This is a genomic window from Halobacterium wangiae, assembly GCF_021249345.1.
Lineage (GTDB): Archaea > Halobacteriota > Halobacteria > Halobacteriales > Halobacteriaceae > Halobacterium > Halobacterium wangiae.
The window spans coordinates 1,758,004-1,777,190 of record NZ_CP089588.1 but is presented as its reverse complement, the minus strand read 5'-3'; the positions used below and the strand labels follow the sequence as shown (position 1 = coordinate 1,777,190).

At 60.4% G+C, this 19,187-nt stretch carries 15 protein-coding genes, 1 tRNA gene and 1 pseudogene; 9 read left to right on the top strand and 8 right to left on the bottom strand.

The features are described 5' to 3' along the window. Positions 1 to 189 precede the first annotated feature (189 nt). The 4 genes from LT965_RS09600 to LT965_RS09585 all read left to right on the top strand — a co-directional run bounded on the left by LT965_RS09600 (position 190) and on the right by LT965_RS09585 (position 7,567). On the top strand, positions 190 to 1,146 hold the full coding sequence (locus LT965_RS09600) for an ABC transporter permease (RefSeq protein ID WP_232700556.1): 957 nt from the start codon (positions 190 to 192) through the stop codon (positions 1,144 to 1,146). 904 nt (positions 1,147 to 2,050) lie between these two features. Beyond that, positions 2,051 to 2,302, top strand: coding sequence for a hypothetical protein (locus tag LT965_RS09595; RefSeq protein ID WP_232700555.1), 252 nt, complete (start codon positions 2,051 to 2,053; stop codon positions 2,300 to 2,302). Between the two features lie 335 nt (positions 2,303 to 2,637). Then, positions 2,638 to 2,976, top strand: a complete 339-nt coding sequence (locus LT965_RS09590) for a DUF7344 domain-containing protein (RefSeq protein ID WP_232700554.1) — start codon at positions 2,638 to 2,640, stop codon at positions 2,974 to 2,976. 481 nt (positions 2,977 to 3,457) lie between these two features. Continuing rightward, a complete protein-coding gene (locus LT965_RS09585) occupies positions 3,458 to 7,567 on the top strand; it encodes an ATP-binding protein (protein ID WP_232700553.1) in 4,110 nt (1,369 codons plus the stop codon). A gap of 527 nt (positions 7,568 to 8,094) precedes the next feature. Here the strand turns inward: LT965_RS09585 and LT965_RS09580 are convergent. The 4 genes and pseudogenes from LT965_RS09580 to LT965_RS16635 form a co-directional block, all read right to left on the bottom strand. Continuing rightward, complete coding sequence (locus tag LT965_RS09580; protein WP_232700552.1) at positions 8,095 to 8,574, bottom strand: redoxin domain-containing protein; 480 nt, start codon at positions 8,572 to 8,574, stop codon at positions 8,095 to 8,097. 790 nt (positions 8,575 to 9,364) lie between these two features. Then, positions 9,365 to 9,586 (bottom strand): hypothetical protein, encoded by a 222-nt coding sequence (locus LT965_RS09575; RefSeq protein WP_232700548.1) that lies wholly within the window; start codon positions 9,584 to 9,586, stop codon positions 9,365 to 9,367. Between the two features lie 1,020 nt (positions 9,587 to 10,606). Next, positions 10,607 to 11,296, bottom strand: coding sequence for an MBL fold metallo-hydrolase (locus tag LT965_RS09570; RefSeq protein ID WP_232700546.1), 690 nt, complete (start codon positions 11,294 to 11,296; stop codon positions 10,607 to 10,609). A 219-nt stretch (positions 11,297 to 11,515) separates the two neighbouring features. Then, a pseudogene (locus LT965_RS16635) lies at positions 11,516 to 11,626 on the bottom strand (sodium:calcium antiporter); the annotation flags it as partial. A gap of 171 nt (positions 11,627 to 11,797) precedes the next feature. On the opposite strand from LT965_RS16635, the gene LT965_RS09565 reads away from it, so the two are divergent. The 3 genes from LT965_RS09565 to LT965_RS09555 all read left to right on the top strand — a co-directional run bounded on the left by LT965_RS09565 (position 11,798) and on the right by LT965_RS09555 (position 14,431). Continuing rightward, on the top strand, positions 11,798 to 12,253 hold the full coding sequence (locus LT965_RS09565) for a MaoC family dehydratase (protein ID WP_232700544.1): 456 nt from the start codon (positions 11,798 to 11,800) through the stop codon (positions 12,251 to 12,253). Continuing rightward, the gene (locus tag LT965_RS09560; protein ID WP_232700542.1) at positions 12,246 to 13,910 is read left to right on the top strand and encodes a class I adenylate-forming enzyme family protein; all 1,665 of its coding nucleotides are present in this window, start codon (positions 12,246 to 12,248) and stop codon (positions 13,908 to 13,910) included. The genes LT965_RS09565 and LT965_RS09560 overlap by 8 nt, the downstream gene beginning before the upstream one ends. A gap of 131 nt (positions 13,911 to 14,041) precedes the next feature. After that, a complete protein-coding gene (locus LT965_RS09555) occupies positions 14,042 to 14,431 on the top strand; it encodes a pyridoxamine 5'-phosphate oxidase family protein (RefSeq protein WP_232700540.1) in 390 nt (129 codons plus the stop codon). Positions 14,432 to 14,474: 43 nt separating this feature from the next. On the opposite strand, the gene LT965_RS09550 is transcribed toward LT965_RS09555, so the two are convergent. After that, positions 14,475 to 14,547: transfer RNA gene (locus tag LT965_RS09550), tRNA-Asn, on the bottom strand. A 98-nt stretch (positions 14,548 to 14,645) separates the two neighbouring features. Here LT965_RS09550 and cca point away from each other — a divergent pair. After that, positions 14,646 to 15,995 (top strand): CCA tRNA nucleotidyltransferase, encoded by a 1,350-nt coding sequence (cca, locus tag LT965_RS09545; RefSeq protein WP_232700539.1) that lies wholly within the window; start codon positions 14,646 to 14,648, stop codon positions 15,993 to 15,995. Here cca and LT965_RS09540 read toward each other — a convergent pair. Together LT965_RS09540 and LT965_RS09535 are read right to left on the bottom strand one after the other, a co-directional pair. Next, positions 15,974 to 16,990: a histone deacetylase family protein gene (locus tag LT965_RS09540; RefSeq protein ID WP_232700538.1), complete on the bottom strand. Its 1,017-nt coding sequence runs from the start codon at positions 16,988 to 16,990 to the stop codon at positions 15,974 to 15,976. The genes cca and LT965_RS09540 overlap by 22 nt on opposite strands. Continuing rightward, entirely contained in the window at positions 16,987 to 17,418 is a 432-nt protein-coding gene (locus LT965_RS09535; RefSeq protein WP_232700536.1) for a histone family protein, read from the bottom strand. The genes LT965_RS09540 and LT965_RS09535 overlap by 4 nt, the downstream gene beginning before the upstream one ends. Positions 17,419 to 17,521: 103 nt before the next feature. Between LT965_RS09535 and LT965_RS09530 the strand changes: the two genes are divergently transcribed. Further along, complete coding sequence (locus tag LT965_RS09530; RefSeq protein ID WP_232700534.1) at positions 17,522 to 17,719, top strand: hypothetical protein; 198 nt, start codon at positions 17,522 to 17,524, stop codon at positions 17,717 to 17,719. Positions 17,720 to 17,764: 45 nt separating this feature from the next. Here the strand turns inward: LT965_RS09530 and LT965_RS09525 are convergent, their stop codons facing one another. Continuing rightward, a complete protein-coding gene (locus LT965_RS09525) occupies positions 17,765 to 19,186 on the bottom strand; it encodes a single-stranded DNA binding protein (protein WP_232700532.1) in 1,422 nt (473 codons plus the stop codon). Position 19,187: the final 1 nt, after the last annotated feature.

Here is a 19,187-nt window from a genome sequence, read left to right as displayed (position 1 = left end):
TTACTCATCAATAGCACATTACTATAAGCGTTCCTGCGAGTCATCCAAGTTCTGCGTTCTTGGCCTCACTGCGTAGTTCACTCCGGGATAGATTTATTAGTTCGTCTGAGACAATCCTCCGGCAGAGATGCCCTCCAGAAAAGTCCCGACAGCCATCACGAACGAGGCCAATCCTGGGAGCCTCCAACGATGAGCTACCCCCGATTAATCATCCGTCGCGTAGGCCTATCGCTCGTCTCCGCGTACCTCGTAGTCTCTGCCACGTTCTTTCTGGTTAATCTCATGGTGTATAAGCGACTAGATGGAATCCTTGCCAGTGCACGCTATGGCGGGGCTGGGCCAGAGGAAATCGCTCGAATCCGACAGGGCTTCGTCGAGGCCCGGGGCCTCGACAACCCGCTTCACGAACGGTATATCAACTGGATTGTGGATGTCACGACGCTCGACTGGGGGTACTCGCGCGCGTACGAGAAGCCCGTCATCGATGTCCTGAATGGGCGAGTACAAACCACCCTCGAGTACGTTATTCCCGGTGTCGCAATCGCAATCCTTCTAGGGGTTACTCTTGGATTGATTGCAGCGCTCTCTAGGGACCGCCCCCTGGATTGGTCGAGTCGCGTTGGATCCTACGTGTTGCTCGGCATTCCCGCATTCATGACCATCTATTACCTAGAGTTTTTAGCTGGAACAACACTCGTCGCTGTCGAAGGGGTGATAATCGTGTTTCCTGTACTGGACACTCAGACTATCGCGACGCTCGCTGTGGCGTTTGGCTTGCTTGCCGGGCAAGTACGATTTGCTCGGAGTGCAGTTCTTGACGAAGTTGGGAAAGACTTCGTCAAATTACTCCGCGCGAAGGGTTCGCCGCGACTGAATATGGCCCGGCACTTGCTACGGAACGCAGCGATACCCATTGTATCTCTGTCCGTAGCCGAAATCCTTGGAGTGTTGATGCTGAATATTTACATCGTCGAATCGGTCCTTGGGATATCTGGGTTGGCAGAGGCTAGCCTCCGGGCTGTCCGGTTGCCGGATATCAGGCTCGCAATCTGGACGACCATGGTCCTCGTCTTCATTGGGATTGCTGGGAATCTGATTCAGGACATTCTCTACGGGTACCTTGATCCGAGAATTCAGTCCGACTAAGCTACGTATTCCCCAGTAAGGGACTCGAAGACTGGGCTGCATATCGTCGGAGGGAATTTTATAGGATATAAGACGTGTACGCGGCAATAAATGTCAGTCCCCGTCGAGCAACTGCCAGGGAAATCAGTAATAGTGGTTCGGCCGGTATCGGCAGGTAGCCAAGGTTCCTAACAGACTAACTCAGTGTTTTTCGGACTTACGATGGCGAAGAGTTATCCACGGTATCTCGCACGCCGAATCGCCCTATCGGTCGGTGAGGTGGTCCTGGGTGTCACCATCTTATTCGGTCTCACAACGGTGATGGCGTATCGGAAACTCTACGCGCGGGTCGCGTTCCCCAGATACTGTCTCAACCATCCGTGCCCGAGAAGTAATCTGCCGCCGCCGCCAGAGATGCAGGCGCGAATCACTGACCCCCACAACCTTGATCCAACACTAATAGAGCGATTCCTGGCACACTGGATTAATCTCCTCACGCTTGATTGAGGGTACTCAACGGCATTCTAGGCCCCACTCTGTCGTGTCCTCGACGGCCGCATCACCACGACCATGGAGTACGTCCTTCCAGGCATCGCCATTGCCTGCCTCCCTGGGGTTGTTTTTGGCTTCATCGCCGCCCTCACGAAGAATAGTAGCTGGATTTGAGGTATTCGCTTACTCGCGTATACATTGATCGCGATTCCATCATTCAGGGTGGCCACCTACCTCCACACGTGCGACTTCACGGGCCCCATGAGTCTCGCCCAGGACCCCAATAAGCCACAGATCGCCTCTCTCGCGCTCACCTTGAGCCTGCTCGGCAATCATATACCGGCTACCTCGTAACTGTCTAGTGAAATTGAATCCTCCATAGAAGCCGTGTCTATACCTATGATTTTTAGGATTGTTTGCCCATTATTTGTACATGGCCGGCCGGAAACCCACAATAGACGACGAGGACATATTATATAGAGTGGTGATTTCATCAGGCCCCGTAGTGTCAACTACGGAGATTGTGAGGGCGTTTAATTTGACCTACCAAGGTATGCACTCTCGGTTACAATCAATGGCAGAAGAAGGACTGTTAGATACAAAGAAGATCGGGCGGGCAAGAGCCTGGTGGATAACTGATGCAGGGAAAAATAAACTACTAGAAACGTATACGCCCACAAAGTGAGAAATTGCTAACCTTGCGAGTTCTTCCCACGTTCTCTCCGGCCGTCAGTGAGCAGGAAGTCAAAGCGTTTTCCGACGGCACTGAGTCCCTCCCCTCCTACAGAAGGTCAGCGTACGAATGCCCTTGACCCTATGCAGGCCACCTATTCCACTAGTGTATATTCTGGCGAAGTACGGAGGTTTCCTGTGGACACAAAAGGAAGTAGTGTAGGTGATTCCGGGCACAGAAGCGCGTGAGTCGAGCAGAGGGAATATTCAGTACTCAGGTGGATTATTCTGCCAGATGTAGGGGTAGCACTGGAAGAATTATCCGTGTGGAGGAATAATGTATGACGAATGGCTGACGGCGAGTTCAACCCGGATAAGATACCAAAGCTAAACCGGCTTCTGAAGACGTTAGCACACCCCCACCGCCGGGGACTAATTCAGTACTTCGAGACGAGTGCTCGGGCCGACACGGAGTCGGTTGACGCAGTCGTCTCCCACATCAATGATCGGCTGCCGTCAACGAGCCCTCCTGAACTAGAAATGGCTCTGCACCACAGACATCTCCCGAAGCTCGAAGAATGGGGTTGGCTCGACTATGACGCTCGAGAGGGCGTGATACACTATCACGGAGCCAAAGACGCCGCGCCACTACTAGCTGAACTCGCCGCTGTATTCTCAGAAGAGTAGAATTCTCCCTTCGCACATCACGTAGTAACCTAGTGGCTCGAACTTAGACGTCAAACCGAATAGAGCAACCGCACTAGAATCATTGTTAGCAGTAATTACGACTCCAAGGTTGGTACTCAAAGCGCTATCCAATGAGCTGCTTCCTAGATTGAGGCCGGGATTGGTCACTTCTTGGGAGGTATCAGTGGGGGAGAAATCTAGTTTATGCGCTCTGGGCCGCTGGAGTCGGGTACTCAATCCCCACACCCCCATTGGGTGAGTGGGGTGGGTTGCGTCTATGTCGAATCCGAGCAAGCCCAATAGGAGGAATCCAGGCGGATATGTAGAATCAACACAGGGAACAAAGAACGCAGGAGACACTTCCTATACCAATAGGAGTGCTCCGGGCGTAGAGCAAGAGAACTCTGAGACACATAGTGGAGAATCCGCTGGGGATGAAGATGGGCGGGTGTTTCTGCGGGTGCGTCCATCTCGTGATGACGTGGAGGTCGAAACTGTGCTTTCGCATGTTCGTCGCCTCCACCAGCTCACAAGCAAGGCGAACACCACTCTGGGTCGAAACCCCCTCAGGAAACTTCTAGAAGAACTAGGCCGAGAGTCTATGAGGCGACCGGTGTTCGAGTGCCTCATTGTTTCACCGGGGGACGGATCCACTGAGTACCTCTTCGGTGTGAATCCCCCGGAGCTCCTTGGTGGGCTTGAGCGAGTGCTTCAGGGGTTGTTCCCGGACTCCTACGAGCTCGAGAGGATTACGAAACCAGAACCCTACCCCCGGGAGATCCTGGTTTCTCGACTCAACCAGGAAACTCCAGGCGAGAACACTGAAGAGGTTCTCGAGGGGCGGGGTACTGAGGAGAGCCTGAGTACTGTTGGCGGGCAGGGTACAGGAGAGTTGGTTGGGGTTGTCTTTGAGGGCGTGGTTGGGCGCTCGAAGGATTGGCAGACTCGCCTCCAGGACTTCGAGTCATTCCGAGCTAGCGAACACTCTCGAACCCCACTCTCTGGAGTACTCGAGTTCCTCACGAGCCATGGGCGCCCGGGAGTATATCAGGTACTTCTGCGTCCGAAGCCGGATTGGTCGAGTGAGGCCGACGCCCGAATTGGGGATATCGAATCCTACCAGGACGGCATAGGTGCACAACTCACGAGCACGATTTTCGGGAGTGCGCCCGAGGGCACGCCAATCCCTCACAGTGATCGTGAGCGCATCGAGAGCATCCGGGCGAGAGAGACGCATCGGTCATTCCTGATGAACGCACGCCTCCTCACCACCGACCCCCAAGGTGAAGAATACCAAGACAGCGATGACCAGGGCGAATACGAGGATACGGCCGCCGCGAAGACCGATAAAGCGACCAAGCATGCATTCAGTGGGAGTGGATTAGAGGGGTTGTTTGGAGGACTCGCGGGTCCGAAATACGAGATTCAGGGCCGCCTACAGAGAGGGAAGAACGCGAGAAGACTCCGGGATAGGATTAGTACTAGGGAGTTCGAGGGGGCGTCCTTCGGGGGGCTTCGGTCGCGTTTCACTCGGAGGGGTAGTCGGGGGTTTGTGGTGGATGCCAGGGAAGCCCCGAGTTTCTTCGTTCTCGATGGGAGTGCGCTCACGAATCAAGGCGTGCGCGGAGTCGCCCCAACACCGGGTGAGCGAACTCGCCTCAAGCGGCCACCACCGAGTGAGCTCGAAACCTATCGAGGTAGTGGTCTCCCTCTGGGTCGTGCGCTCACCGAGGACGGGAGCACCGAGTCGGAATCTATTGTGCTTCCTCCGAGCCTTCAGTCGTTGCATGTGGCGTGGTTTGGGCGGACTGGCTCAGGGAAATCCACGAGCCTGATCAATGGAATCCTCGAGAACCAGGAATCCACAGGAGGCGCGGATATTTTGATTGATCCGAAGGGTGATGGGATGGCCACCGAGTACCTCAGGGCTCATTACGCGAAGCACGGGGATCTCGAGGGCGTGACGTACTTTGATTGCGCTCGCGTGCTTCCCGCGTTCTCGTTCTTCGATATCCGGCCAGAACTCAGGATGGGTATTGCGCGGACAAGCGCGGTCGAGGACAAGGTCGAGCACTACATCGAGATTCTAACCCAGATCATGGGCCCGGAGCGCTTCGAGCGCGCCGTACGCTCCCCAGATATTATTCGGTATGTGTTGAAGGCGATGTTTGATCCCGTGCATGGCCAGGACGCATTCACGCACCGCGAATTTCTTACTACTATTCAGAAGATGCATGAAGACCAGACCCCGCCCGCAGTCTCGGACCCGGACCTCGAGGGGATGCTGGCTGGCGTCACCGCGAATCAAGCACGCTCGTTTAACGAACTCATGGGCGGGGTGGCTACTCGCGTAGAGAAGATCCCCGTTGATCGACGCCTCGCACGCATCTTCAATCACGTCCCGGATGAGACCACCATCGCGGGGCACGAGACGAGAACACAGGATGCACAATCACTCGGAGTGGGTGTAGAATCCAGTACCGGTGGAGACCCCGAACAGGAGGACTCAGATACAGGAGGAGTTGGTGATGATGAGGAAGGCGAGTTGAGTGGTGGGGGATTATCCTCAAGTACTGATGAGGAGGGTTCTGGGAGCGTAGATGCGTATTTTGATTTGTTCGAGCACATCAGTGAGGACGAAGTCATCATCTTCGATACGGGTGGACTACGCTCAGAGTTCCAGCGTGTGCTTACGCTGGTTGTACTGTCGAATCTCTGGAGTGCACTCAAACGCCGCAGCCAACACGAACAAGCAACCCAACCCAGAGTTGACTCCGGAATAGAAATGGAACCCAATCGGGCACACGAGGAGGGGAGTTCTCTGGGGAGGAGTCCTGAAGATGAGGGTGCAAGCCTTGGAATCGGGGATTCTTCTGATCCGGGGGGTGCTAGTTCTATTCCTAGTACTGCGATGAGTGGTAGTCGCGGTAGTAGTAAGACTAGCGGTAGTTCTGGGGGGTTGGTGAATGTGTATGTTGAGGAGGCTGCGAGTGTTGCAGTTTCTGGGTTGCTTTCGGAGTTTCTTGCGCAGTCGCGTGGGTTTGGGTGTTCGGTGACGCTTGCGATGCAGTTCCCCCAGCAACTCGAGGATGCGAGCCCTCGGGCGTATAGTGAGGTCTTGAATAATGTCTCGACGATTGTGACGGGGAATGTCGCATTGGATCGTCGCCTATCTGAGCGCCTCAGTACCGAGGATACTTCGAGGAGGGAGGTTGGGAATCGGTTGCGTGCGCTCAGGCGTGGGGAGTGGATGGTCCGGCTTCCTTCGGGATTCAATTCAGTCGAGCCCCGGCCATTCCTCGTTCAATCACTCCCGCAACCTCCTGGTATTCGGGATGGCCCCCAGCCACTGACTGAGGGGGAGGGCGAGGGCTTTGTGAGCGCGCTCAGATCGACTCAGGAACGCACGGAGAAAGAATCGGGCGTGGTGGTTCGCGAACCCAGTACTATCCCAGAGAACGCCCACACGGACGCCAAGGAAGAAGAAGAGGGTGAGGAGGAATTAGGAATGGGTGTGGGTGGTGTGTTGAGTCCGCTCGCGCTCACAAAACGCCTTCCACGTACTGTGGAGTACCATGGGGAAACTCACGCCCTCACGTGCCGGGAGTGCGACTCGCGATACAACCCGAGCATGGAGGGTATGGAGCGCGCGATCGAGTGTTGCTCTAGGCTCGATGACGTTGATGAGGATGATATTCCGATTACGAGCCTCCACCTCAAACTCACCCCGAAAGAATTCGAGGAGAGTAAGTGGAGTGCGCGCCAGCTCGCATTCCTTCAAGCCGTATATAATGCTCAGCAACTCCGGTATGAACCCCCGGAGTACGATCTGAAAGAGGACTCCATGTTACGCCTCCAAGAATACACGGGCATCAGTAGTGAGGAGATTCAGGGCCTTCTCGACGCGGACGTACTAAGACATGATAGGGACCACCCGCATCGATTGTATTCTGTGCCCGCGAGTGGTCGCCACGCCATCGGTGAGCAGTACCGCCAGGGCATCGATTTCGGCCACACAAAGGGCGACCTCGATGAGTCCACTGAACACGTCCTCGGCGTTGAAATCCTCTGGGAACACATCGTCCTCGAATTCAAGAACAACCCCGACTCCACAGTTGTGGAGGTGCTTCGGTATTATGAACTCGACGAAAGGGACGAGCCTGCGTTCCCCGTCGAGGCCTTCATGAGTACTAGCGAGGAAACCCCGCGTGAAGCCAGCACGGAATACGACCAACGCCGCCTCGATGTCGTCGGCCTCGATGCCGACGGAAACATTGTAGTCACCGGCGAAGTCGAACGCATCAATCACGACGTAGCGCGCGCCGTGCCCAGTGATTACGATAAGATGGCCGCCTGCAACCCCGAGGAGGCTATCTGGGTGGTCATGAGTCAATCCGCAGGCCATGATGTCCTCCAAGCCCTCAATGATCCTCTCGAGGGCGAACCCCGGGTCGAAAAAACGTATGCTCCGACGACGCCACCACACCAATTCCGTATCAACGAGCCAGGCCTCACCGCGGTCTATCCCGCAGAATGGCTGCACAAACAAAACAAGAAACAGCGTCAAGCGGAAGCGTTCCACGAGGAGTGATCCTCAGTTCTAATGGCCAACCTGGCAGTAGTTGCTAGCGGGAAATCGTTCTCGAGTTTGGTTTTGAAGATCGGAATTGAAACACTAGAGTGCTACGTGGGTTTAGGCAGCTAACTCCCGTGCCGCTGGAACACGATCCAGCATATGGAAGCAATTCCGACCAGTAGGAAAGCTACAGCAAAGAAAACGAGCTGGTTGCCAAGGAGGCTGGAAAGACCGAAGAAATCGGTTCGGTTAGCATATCCGAGACTAAAGAATATACCGACAACAACGGCTGCAGCCCCAATCCGCATTCCTAAGTCCTTTAGGAAGTTCTTGAGAGAGAGGTCACGACCCATGCATTCGCTCCTCTAATTGAGCACACTTTGCCCTGTTGAAACACCACCCTCCATAGACGTACTTGGTGAATCATTTAGTGAGTCGCTCTGCTGTTCTGAGCGAAATCCCCCCAAATTAGGAGGAAAGAACACTGGCTAATTCGACAGGCTCACTTCGAGAAATAGCTGCTAAGCAGGATTACGAATCCCTCAGTTGACAATGACTTTAACAGTCTCGTGGAGCTCGTCAAGGCTTGGGGATTCGTAGGCGGATTCGGTTACCCAGGTATAGCGAACAGTATTTGTGTCATCAATGGTGACAAGAGCGCGCTTGGGGACGCCTTCGTGGTGTTCCCACTCATCGTATGAGAGTCCTAGCCGATCGGTGAGGCGTCCACGGGTGTCACTAAGCAGGGGGAAGGGGAGGTCGTACTCCTGGATGAATCGCTTGTGGGCGTAGCAAGCGTCATGAGAGATGCCGAATACGTCCACGTTCTCCGTGAAGGAGAGCCAGTTGGCGTCCCGGAATTCACAGAGTTCCGTCGTACAGACCGGACTGAAATCAAACGGATAAAGCACCAAAATCACCGCGCCACTGTCCGTGTACTCGGATAATTCGTACTCATTAATCTCTTCACCAGCAGTCCCCGGGAGCGAAAAATCCGTGACAGTATCCCCCTCGCTAATCATGCCCACACATTGGCCCCCAAACCTAAAAGCGGACCGCCGACACTGAAGACTACCCCACCAGCAAGACGGGCGAAGAATTCGAGTCACACGGAATGTGTGAACCAACTAAACTACTATACTGAGCTAGTCCTCCCCCCTCAGTATTGGAGAACCACCGATTATTCGACTGAGCATTTCCCGAAACCGCCAGTAGCAGAATTGCGGATGAATCAGTTTTGCATAAGGCACTTACCGCTATTTTGGCTTAGTAACAGCATGAATCGCCGTCAGGCCCTCACAGTCCTCGGTTCTACAGCCCTCACGTCGGTAACAGGCTGTGCGACTCTCAAAGCCGAACTTGGGATGCGAGCCGATACACTAGGAGCAGTTACACTCGCGAACAGTGTTGCAGACCCTTTCGAAGTCTCGCTCGAAGTCCTCCGTAACGGCACTCTAGTTCACCAGGCATCGTATCAACTCGCCCCGGGGTCAGAACAAGAACTGCCACAGTACACCATTAACGAGTGGAAAGAGAAGCCAGATGCACGCCACTGGACTGTTCGGGCCAAGATACCCAAAAGCAAGTGGAGAGACGCCACAATTGACGCTGCCATTGGTTCAAAAAACGAATGCTATAGCGTCACTGTTGTCACTGGTGACTGGCCAGAAACCCCGCTGCTCGTCTTACTCGGAGGCTGTAAATCGGATAATCGCTAACAACATCTATTGTACTTAGCAATCCAGCGGGATGTCGGAGAACACCGATTATTCGACAGCGCAATTGGTAAACGGTATTGACTAAGCAATCTGCTCAGTCACCGCGCTGTTCTTCTTCGATTTCTCCTGCTTGTTCGCTTAATTTGGCGAGTTCACGGACTCTCTGGCTGTCCGACCCCCCATGACCGATGCGAACAGACAAATCCAACGGGGAAGGAACGAAACGACCCTCATCATCCTCCTCACCACCTTCATCTTCGGGATCCTCGCCCCGTCCGAACAGGGCGAGAAACACCTCCCAAACGCTGAGGACCATATGTATCCACATTGAACCCTCGGACGATAAATGTTCACACAGCCACGCTAGTGAAGCCAAAGAATCAGCGTCTCCCCTATACTGAGAACCACCCCAAGAGAACACCCAATCGAGGGAGTCCCCCAGGGACTCAAACCCCACACGGCTAGCCATACCAACCATGCCAACTAGCCGCTACTCACCCCACTACCATACTCGGTGAAACCCACGGAGAAACCAGTAGAGCACCCCTCTAGGAACCACCAATACCCACACCATCCTCATAATCACCCCAAACCCCCGCAAACACACCACAATACAGAGAAACACACCCAGAATACACCCCGTCGTATCACAGAACCCACCAGAAACCCCCCGGGGATGCCCAGAAAACCATGAAATCACCCCGAGAAGCCCCGGAATAGTAGTCGAACACCACCCCGGTGAGGGAGTGAAACCACCAGACGGAAGCCCATTATGAACACAAACCCATTCTAATCGAACCCACTGAACACGAAGAGGAACACACTCGGCTCACTCCCCCGACCAAACTAACACAGAGCAGACCGCCCAAGACACCAACGACCCCCAGCAAACACAACCACCCAACAAAACCCCCTCTAGAACCCCCGGAGAACCCCCAGAAGACGAACCCACCCCCGAAACAACACAGAACCCAGAATCAAGACCCTACACCCAGACTCCCCCAACCCCCTACCTCACACGCACAGACACCCAGAACACAGGGCCCCGGACCTCACACTACCAAACACAGAACCCCACCAACCACCCCAAAATAACCCCCATACACCCCACCAAACACCAACCCACGCGAACTCTTGCGGCCGAAATAATGGAGTATGAGTTCGAAAAGAGCGCTCTAGGAGTTTCGAGAGTGTCTTTCGCTTGATTGAGCAGGTTCGTTATCGGTATGGGATGCTGCGTCTCGTTGACTAGGACTTGCTTCTCGATTCAGGAGTCGCTACAGGGTAGTTTTGTGCTTCATCGATCGAGGACATGGTGCGTGGATTATTCTCGCTTTTATCGGTTCAGTCTGCGAGGAGTGCCTGGAGGCGAGCGTGTGCGTCCTTGAGAACCGGACCGTGGCCTGGGCACGCGTACGTAATGTGGCAGTGTGTGCTCGAGGAGTGCGTGGATGCTTTCCTGAACTTCCCGTGTGTTAAAGCTCGTGAGCCAGCCCGAGGCGTGGAGGTCATCGTTGAGTCCGTATGCGAGATCGCCGAGGAAGACCGCCGAGAGGCCCTCGTGGATGTACGCCGTATGCCCAGGGGTGTGTCCGGGTGTGTGGATTGCGGTGAATCCCCCTATCGTGTCCCCATCATCGAGGGCGCGGATAGGGAGGTCTGGAAGTGTAAGGCGCCGGTAGTAGAGTCGGTGGAGGACCTCGATGCCGTGTCGTGCACGCCACGGTGGGAGTTCCTCGCCAGCGAGAATCGGGGCTTCTGCTCCGTGGATGTGGAGTGGAGCATCCAATCCTGCTAGCTTCGACAGTGTGCCGACGTGGTCGGCGTCGTAGTGCGTAAGGAGGACTCTGTCGATGTCAGCGGGTTCGAACCCCGCGGCCTGGAGCCCGCGTTCGACCGTTGCTACATCGCCGGGCCACCCCGCATCGACGAGCGTGAGTTCGTCGTCCTCAACTATGAAGGCGTTTGGCTGGTCGAGCGTCTGGCAATCGATACACCAGACTCCCTCACTAACGGTCACCACCATTACCGAGCCTGGTCGCGGGACCCACATCAGCGTTCCGACAATAAACTGCCTGTGCTCAACGGGTTCGAGGCATCCCCCTTAGAGCTGAAGGGGGAATCGCGGCCGTTCCGTTAGGCGGCCTTGATGAGGTGTGTGAGACCAAGGGCATCCCCAATGATCCACGCGACGAACAGTCCGTACGCGAGTAGTAGCGTGTGCGCCTCGGCGCCAGTTATCGACATCGGCCGACTCCTCGAGCCAGCCGCTCCCGAGCCAGGTGAGGGCTGTGGCACTAACGATGACGAGGACGTTCACGAGCGGCGTGTCCGGGAGGAGGTCACCGAGGACCATGTCACGTCGAGTAACACCAGAGGAGGCATTAACTGTTCATAACCTCGGTCAGAGGCAGATGGGAACCCCCCGGACCGGTCCGGGGCGTCGAGGGTCCCCGGAGTACTCGTGGCCGCGGATACATGCGCATTCCCTAGAGTGAAATCGGTGGGTGTCGAATCTGGGGGTGGAATGCTCGGGGGTTTCTACGACGAGGTGGTGGTCGGCGAGGCGGTGGAGACGATTGGGCGGACGATCACGGAGAGTGACGTCGTCGAGTACGCGAACACGACGGGGTGCTGGTTGCCGATTCACACTGACCGCGAGTTCGCCGCGGAGACGGACTTCGGGGAGCGAGTCGTCCAGGGGACGTTCCTGCTCGGGCTCGCGGAGGGCTTGCTATACTCGAACGAGCCGACTGGGATCCGGGCGAACGCGGGGATGAACGACGTCGAGTTCAGGCGGCCGGTGTACATCGACGACACCGTGCACTTCGAGGTGGAGGTCCTAGAGAAGACGCCGCGCGACGAGGAGAGCGGGGTCGTCACGCTCGGCGTGGAGGGGAAGAACCAGCGCGGGGAGACGGTAGTGGAGTACCGGACGAACCTCCTGATGATCACTACTGGGGCATTCGAGAACGATGACTGACGCAGAAACAGCGACCGGACCCGGGGGCATAGCTACAGAGGACTACGAGTACGACCGCGAGGAACCACATACGGGCGTCTTCCAGTGGTATCTCGAGCGTCGTGCGGCGAGTAGACCCGACGAGCGGGCGTACACGTACTCGCCGCTCGGACTCGTGAACGCGAGTGAAGCGGCCGTGACGTGGAGTGAACTGAACGAGGAAGCGAGTCGACTCGCCGCACTGCTCGCCGAGGAGGGCGTCGAGCCGGGTGAGTTCGTGGCGACGCTGTTCCCACCGTCACCGCAGTTCGCAGGCGTCTACTTCGCGGCCGCGAAACTCGGCGCGACGCTCGTACCTCTCGACCTTAGGGGGACGCCGAGCGACCACCAGCACGTCCTCGAGGCGACGAATCCGGTCGCGTTCGTGGGCGCCAGCCAGTACCGCGACACCGACTTCCAGGCGATCCTCGAGGAAGTCCCCGCGTTCGGTGACATCCAGTCCACGCACTGGTTGAGCGAGGGGTACGCGGACGACCTCCCCGAAGCAGGGGAGTACGAGTGGACGGTCGCGAACCCCGACGGCACACCGAACACGGGGGACACTCCCGGATGCACGGACCCGGACGCTGGTTTGCTGGTCGTGTTCACGAGCGGGACGACTGGCGACCCGAAGGGCGCAGTTCTCACGCACCGCAACGTCGTCTTCCAGGGCACCGCAATCTCCGCGAGCTGGGGGATCGACGCGGACGACACGGTCCTGGTCCACCTGCCGACCGACCACGTCGGGGGCGCGACCGAACTCATGGGGAGCGCGGTCGTCGGGGGCGCGGACGTCGTGTTCCTCGACGCCTTCGACCCCGGAGTCGCCCTCCAGTTGATCGAGTCCCAGGAGGTCTCGATGGTCGGGAACGTCCCCGCGATGTGGGGGATGCTGTTCAACCACGACGACTACGCCGACACCGACCTCTCCTCCCTGGAGGTCGCGGTCGTCGCTGGGCAGGCGCCCTCCGAGGACGTTCTCGCGGGTATGGCGCAGGCCGCGACGCACGCGGTCACCGGCTGGGGGCTCACCGAAACCGGGGGGTTCGTGACGCTCACCGACCCGGAGGCGCCAGTCTCGGAGCTTCTCGATACCGTCGGGCGGGCGTTCCCGGGCTTCGAGGTGCGCACGGTCGACGAGGACGACGCGTTCCTCCCGGCGGGCGAGACGGGCGAACTCGTCGTGCGGGGCGACGGCGTCATGCGGGAGTTCCTCAGCCCCGAGCACAACGAGGGCGCGTTCGTCGACGACGAGTGGGTCCACACGGGCGACCTCGGATTCGTCGACAGTGACGGCGACGTTCGCCTGCGCGGCCGGAAGAAGAACATGTACATCTCCGGGGGGTACAACGTCTATCCCCCCGAAATCGAGGAGACTCTGGCTGACCACCCCGACGTCGAGCAGGCGATGGTCATCGGCGTCGAAGACGACTCGTGGGGCGAGGCCGGCCACGCATTCGTCCTTGGGCGCCCGGGGAGCGACCTCGACGAAGCCACGCTCGAGGCGTACGCCGACGAGGAGCTCGCGGACTACAAGCAGCCCGTCGCGTTCACCGTCGAATCCGAGCTACCGATGACGGCGCTCGGGAAGATCGACCGTCAGGCCATCATCGAGACCTACGAACTGGACCCCGTCTAGACCGCGTCCTCGAACCCGGGGTCCGAGTTGGAGTGCCCCTGGGACTGTGGAGGAGGGCGCAGGTGCGGGCGCGGGGTTCGAACCCTCCGAGCGGAGCCAGGTTGAGGGGACTGGCTCCCGAATCGTCTCGTATGAGCCAGCCCGTCCCCGAGGAGGTCGAAGCACTGCTCACCAGTGAGCCGCTGGTCGCGCACCTGGGAACGAGCCACGAGAACCGGCCGCACGTCGCGCCGCTCTGGTACACCTACCGCGACGGCAGCATCGAGATCGTGACGACGGGCCGCAAACTGGAGAACATCCAGCGGAACCCACGGGTCGCGCTCTCCGTCCAGAAGGACGAGGACGGACGGCCGCAGTGGGGCGTGACCCTCCAGGGGACCGCGGAGGTCATCGAGGACGACGAGGAGGGACGGGAGGCCTTACACCGGATCAATCGGAAGTACGGCGTCGACGAGGACGCGTGGTCGGAGAACACGCCCGTCCGCATCGACGTGGACAACGTAAAACACTGGGAGTACTGACGTCGAACAGCCGTCGCTTCGTACGTTGTCGCGGGAAGAACCACGCCGCCGCCAGGGCTCGAACCTGGGACAACCTGGGTAACAACCAGGTGCTCTACCAACTGAGCTACGGCGGCTTGCAACCGTTGCTATCCGGCGGGATTTGATATGGCTTTCGTTTCGCCAGCAGGCAGACCATCGACACGGCTTAGGCGCCGCCGTGTGAAACCGCGGTATGAGCGAGTTCGAGGCGGTCCTCGACGTCGTCCGCGAGCGCGTGGACCCGACGCCCGACGAGCAGGCCGCGCTCGCGGCGACCGCAGAGCGGCTCGCAGACCGGGCGCGCGAGGCCGTCGCCGAACTGGACGTCGACGCTGACGTCCTGCAGGTCGGGAGCACGGCCCGCGGGACGTGGGTCGCTGGCGACCGCGACATCGACCTGTTCGTCCGATTCCCACCCGACCTCTCACGGGAGGACCTCGAGGCGTACGGGCTCCAGGTGGGGAACGCGGTGCTGCCGGGGGGCCGCGAGGAGTACGCCGAACACCCCTACGTGAAGGGTGTCTTCGAGGGGTACGACGTCGACCTCGTGCCGTGCTACCGCACGGATTCGGCGACGGAGATTCAGTCGGCGGTCGACCGGACGCCGTTCCACAACGCCTACCTCGAAGAACGGCTGGACGACGACCTGGCGGGCGACGTGCGACTGTTCAAGCAGTTCCTGAAGGGCGTCGGCGCGTACGGCAGCGACCTGCGGACGCGAGGGTTTTCGGGCTACCTCACGGAGCTCCTGGTCGTGGAGTACGGGGGCTTCCGGGAGATGCTGGAGGGCATCCGGGAGTGGCGGCCCCAGGTTCACGTCGACCCCGAGGACCACGCTGCGGCGACGTTCGACGACGCGCTCGTGGTCGTGGACCCGACGGACCCCGAGCGGAACGTCGCGGCCGTCGTCTCCGCGACGAACGTCGCGCGGGTCATCCACCACGCCCGGGCGTTCCTCGCCGACCCCAGCGAGGCAGTGTTCGAGCCGGACTCACCGGACCCACTCGACGCCGCGGGCGTCCGCGGGCACGTCGAGCGACGCGGGACGACGCCGCTCGCGGTGGTCTTCGACGCGCCGGACCTCGTCGACGACCAGCTCTACCCCCAGCTCTACCGCTCGCGTAACGGCCTCGTGCGCGGCCTGGAGAAACGCGGGTTCGAGGTGCTGCGTGCGGCGACGTGGGCAGACGAGCGCGCGGTACTGTTCGCGGAGCTCGAAGTCGCGGAACTCTCGGCGGTCGAACGCCACGAGGGACCACCGGTGTACGTCTCCGGGCACGCGGCGGGGTTCTACGAGAAGTACGCCAACACTGACGCCTACGGGCCGTTCGTCGACGGCGACCGGTACGTCGTCGAGCGCAAACGCGACGTGCGGACCGCCCGCGAGTTCGCCGAAGACCACCTGACGGACGTCGCTCTCGGCGCGCACGTCGAATCCATCGTCGAGCGTGGCGACTACGAAGTACTCACGGGTACCGACGTCGCCTCACTCGCGGCGGAGTTCGGCGCGGAACTGGCGGGCTACTTCGACCCGAGCGCCTGATTGACGTCGCGGATCTCCTCGAGTAGCACGCGGGCGTCGTCGTCGACGTCCTCCGCTGGTTCGAACGGTTCGCGGCCGTCGAACGTCTCGTGGACCATGCCGATGCCGTCGGCGAGCGCGTCCAGACTGTAGCCGCCCTCGAGGACGAACGCGAGCGCGGCGTCCGTCTCCACGGCGATGTCGCGGACGCGGTCGGTGAGCAGGGCGTACCCCTCGTCGGAGACGTGCATCCGGGAGATCGGGTCGTGGCGGTGGGCGTCGAAGCCCGCGCTCACGACGAACAGGTCCGGGTCGAACTCGGCGAGCGCGGGCGCGAGCAGTTCCTCGACGGCCGCGCAGTACTCCGCGTCACCGAACCCGCGGGGGAACGGCACGTTCAGCGTCGTGCCCACGCCGTCGCCTTCCCCCGTCTCGTCGAGGTCGCCAGTTCCCGGGTAGAGACCGTCCTCGTGGATGGAGGCGTAGAAGACGTCACCGCGGTCGTAGAAGATGTCCTGCGTGCCGTTGCCGTGGTGGACGTCCCAGTCGAAGATGGCGACCCGTTCCGCGTCGAGGTCGTCGAGGGCGTACTGGGCGGCGATGGCGGCGTTGTTCAGGAAACAGAACCCCATCGCGTCGGCCTCGACGGCGTGGTGGCCGGGCGGCCGCCCGAGCGCGAACGGCGTGTTGCGGCCGTCCGCACCGTTCAGCGCGGCGCGCACGGCGTCCATCGAGAGCCCGGCGCTCGCGAGCGCGGCGGGCCACGTCTCTGGGCACGCGATGGTGTCGGGGTCCCAGTTGCCACCGCCGGACTCACAGAACGACTGGATCTCCTCGATGTAGCCGGCGTCGTGGACGGCTGTCGCGTTGGCCTCGGTCGCGGGGGTCGCGCCCTCGTAGGTGACGCCGTGGCGCTTCGAGAGACCGCGCTTGATCGCGACCAGGCGGTCCGGGCTCTCGGGGTGGCGCGCCCCTGGGTCGTGTTCGAGACACGTATCGTCGAACCCGAATCTCATTCCACGAGCGCGAAGTACGTCTCGACGTCCTCGGCCTGTACGGTGCGTCGACCGGCGTGTTCGGCGAGGACGACGGCGCCGCGCGCGGCGTCCGTCGCGTATACTTCGAGTAGTTCGGCGAGTGCGACGCGCGCGTCCTTGGCCACGCGGAACCTGTCGTCGATGTCGAGGCGCGCGATGCGGTCGACCGGCGCGACCGGGAGCGTCAGGTCGTCGCCGTCGGCCACCGATTCGGCGCCGAAGTCGGCCGCCATCAGTGTCTTCCGGCCGTCCGCGGCCGCGCGTTCGGCGGCGTCCGCTGCCAGTGTCGCCCCCCGGCGCTGGATGCGGCGCGCGAGTTCCTCCGCCGCGTCCGCGCTTACCCGCAAGTCGCCAGCGTGCTCCCGGATGATACTGTCGACGGGCGCGAACGGGAGTTCGACGCTCATGCGTCAATGCGTGGCTGTCGCACGCTTAACTGTTTCCGTTAGGCCAGGCGGGTGTAGGGGGGCCAACACACATTTCGACGTCAGGCACGAAGATTCGGACGCTATGTCCGACGACCACCAGACCGACGCCAGCGAGGCCGCCGAACAGGAGGTCGACGCGAACGAGGAGGACGCCGAGGAGAACATCGAGGAGGCCCGAGAGGAAGAAGCCGAGGAACGCGGAGAGATTGACAAACAGGACGAGAAGCGCCGTCAGGACGCCGCCGAGACCGGGAACCCGGACAGCGAAGCCCACAACTAGAGGCCCGGGCTGCCGCAAGAGGTCCGGACTTCTGCAGGTCCCGGGCTACCGCAGTTCTTCGGCGCGGAGGCGGCCGTCCTGCAGCGACCCGCGGACCGTCAGTTCCTGGCCGAGGGTCACGTCGGCGTCGGTCTCCACGCTCATCGTCTCCTCGCCGTCGTCCAGGATCACCGGGTCCTGGGCCTGCACGACGACGCCCGTGAACTCCACTTCCTCGCCCTCGGCGACCGCACCGCCGTCGCTCGCCGCGCTCGCCGTCGAACTGGGTTCTTCGTCGCCACTACTTCTGCCTGAGTCGTCGCTGCCGAACGCCGACAGCCCGGTAGCCTCGTCGTCACCGTCGTCGGTGGACGTGGCGGCGCCGTCGGCGAGCGGGATGACGGTCGACCCCCAGCCAGCGGACGCCTCGAGGTCGTCCTGCCAGCCGTCCTGGACGTCGACGTCGACGAACGCCACCTCGTCGCCGGGACCGATGTCGAGGTCCGCCTTCTCGCCCCACAGCGCGACCCGAATGTCCCCAGAGTCGTCCTGCAGGCGGACGTTCCGGACCTGGCCCTCGCTGCCGTCGTCGCGGTCGAACGTCCGCTTCGGGTCCGCCGAGCGGACGACGCCCGCGATGTCCGCGGAGTCGTCGAGTTCGAGCGCGTCGATGGGCGTCGAGTCAGGTTCGTAGGCGACGTCCGCCTCGACTACTTCGACGGCGCCTCGGTCGCCGACGTGGAGTTCGAGGCTGCCGTCGCGTTCCCGCACGTAGCCGTCGACGACCTCCACGACCTCGCCCGCGTCGAGTTCGGTCGCGCGGTCGGCCTGGTCGTCCCACAGCGTGACGCGGACGCGGCCGGTCTCGTCGCCTACCACGAGGTTCGACACCTTCCCCTCGCTGCCGTCGTCGCGGTCGAACGTCCGCACGCTCTCGGTCGCGAGAATCTCGCCCGTCAGGTTCACGTCCGAGATACCCAGCGAGAGGTCCGCGACGGCGTACTCGTCCTGCACCTGGACGTCGATCTCCTCGTCGTCGTCGACCTCCATCTGGTCGACACTCACCTCGACGCCGTTGTAGCCGTCCTTCGGTCGGCCCTTGATGCGGAGGACCTGCCCGACGTCGAGTTCGTCCTCGGCGGCGACGGCCTGCTCGTCCCACAGCGAGATGCGGACGCTCCCCGTCTCGTCCGCCACCTCGACGTTCACCACGCGGCCCTCGGGGTTGTCCTCGTCGTCGCGCTCGAAGGTCCGCACGTCGCCGACGCTCGTCACCTTCGCGAGGAACTTCACCTCGTCCATCTCCACCTCGATGTCGGCGATGCCGTTGACCTCGCCGTCGTCGAGTTCGTGGGCGATGAGCATGGCCGCCGTCTCCTCGTCGGCGAGCCCGCCCATCTGCTCGACCTTCGACTCGACGGCCTCCCGGAACTCCTCCAGGCTGACGTCGGTGTCGAGGTCCTCGTAGATGTCCTCAGTGTCGCCCATA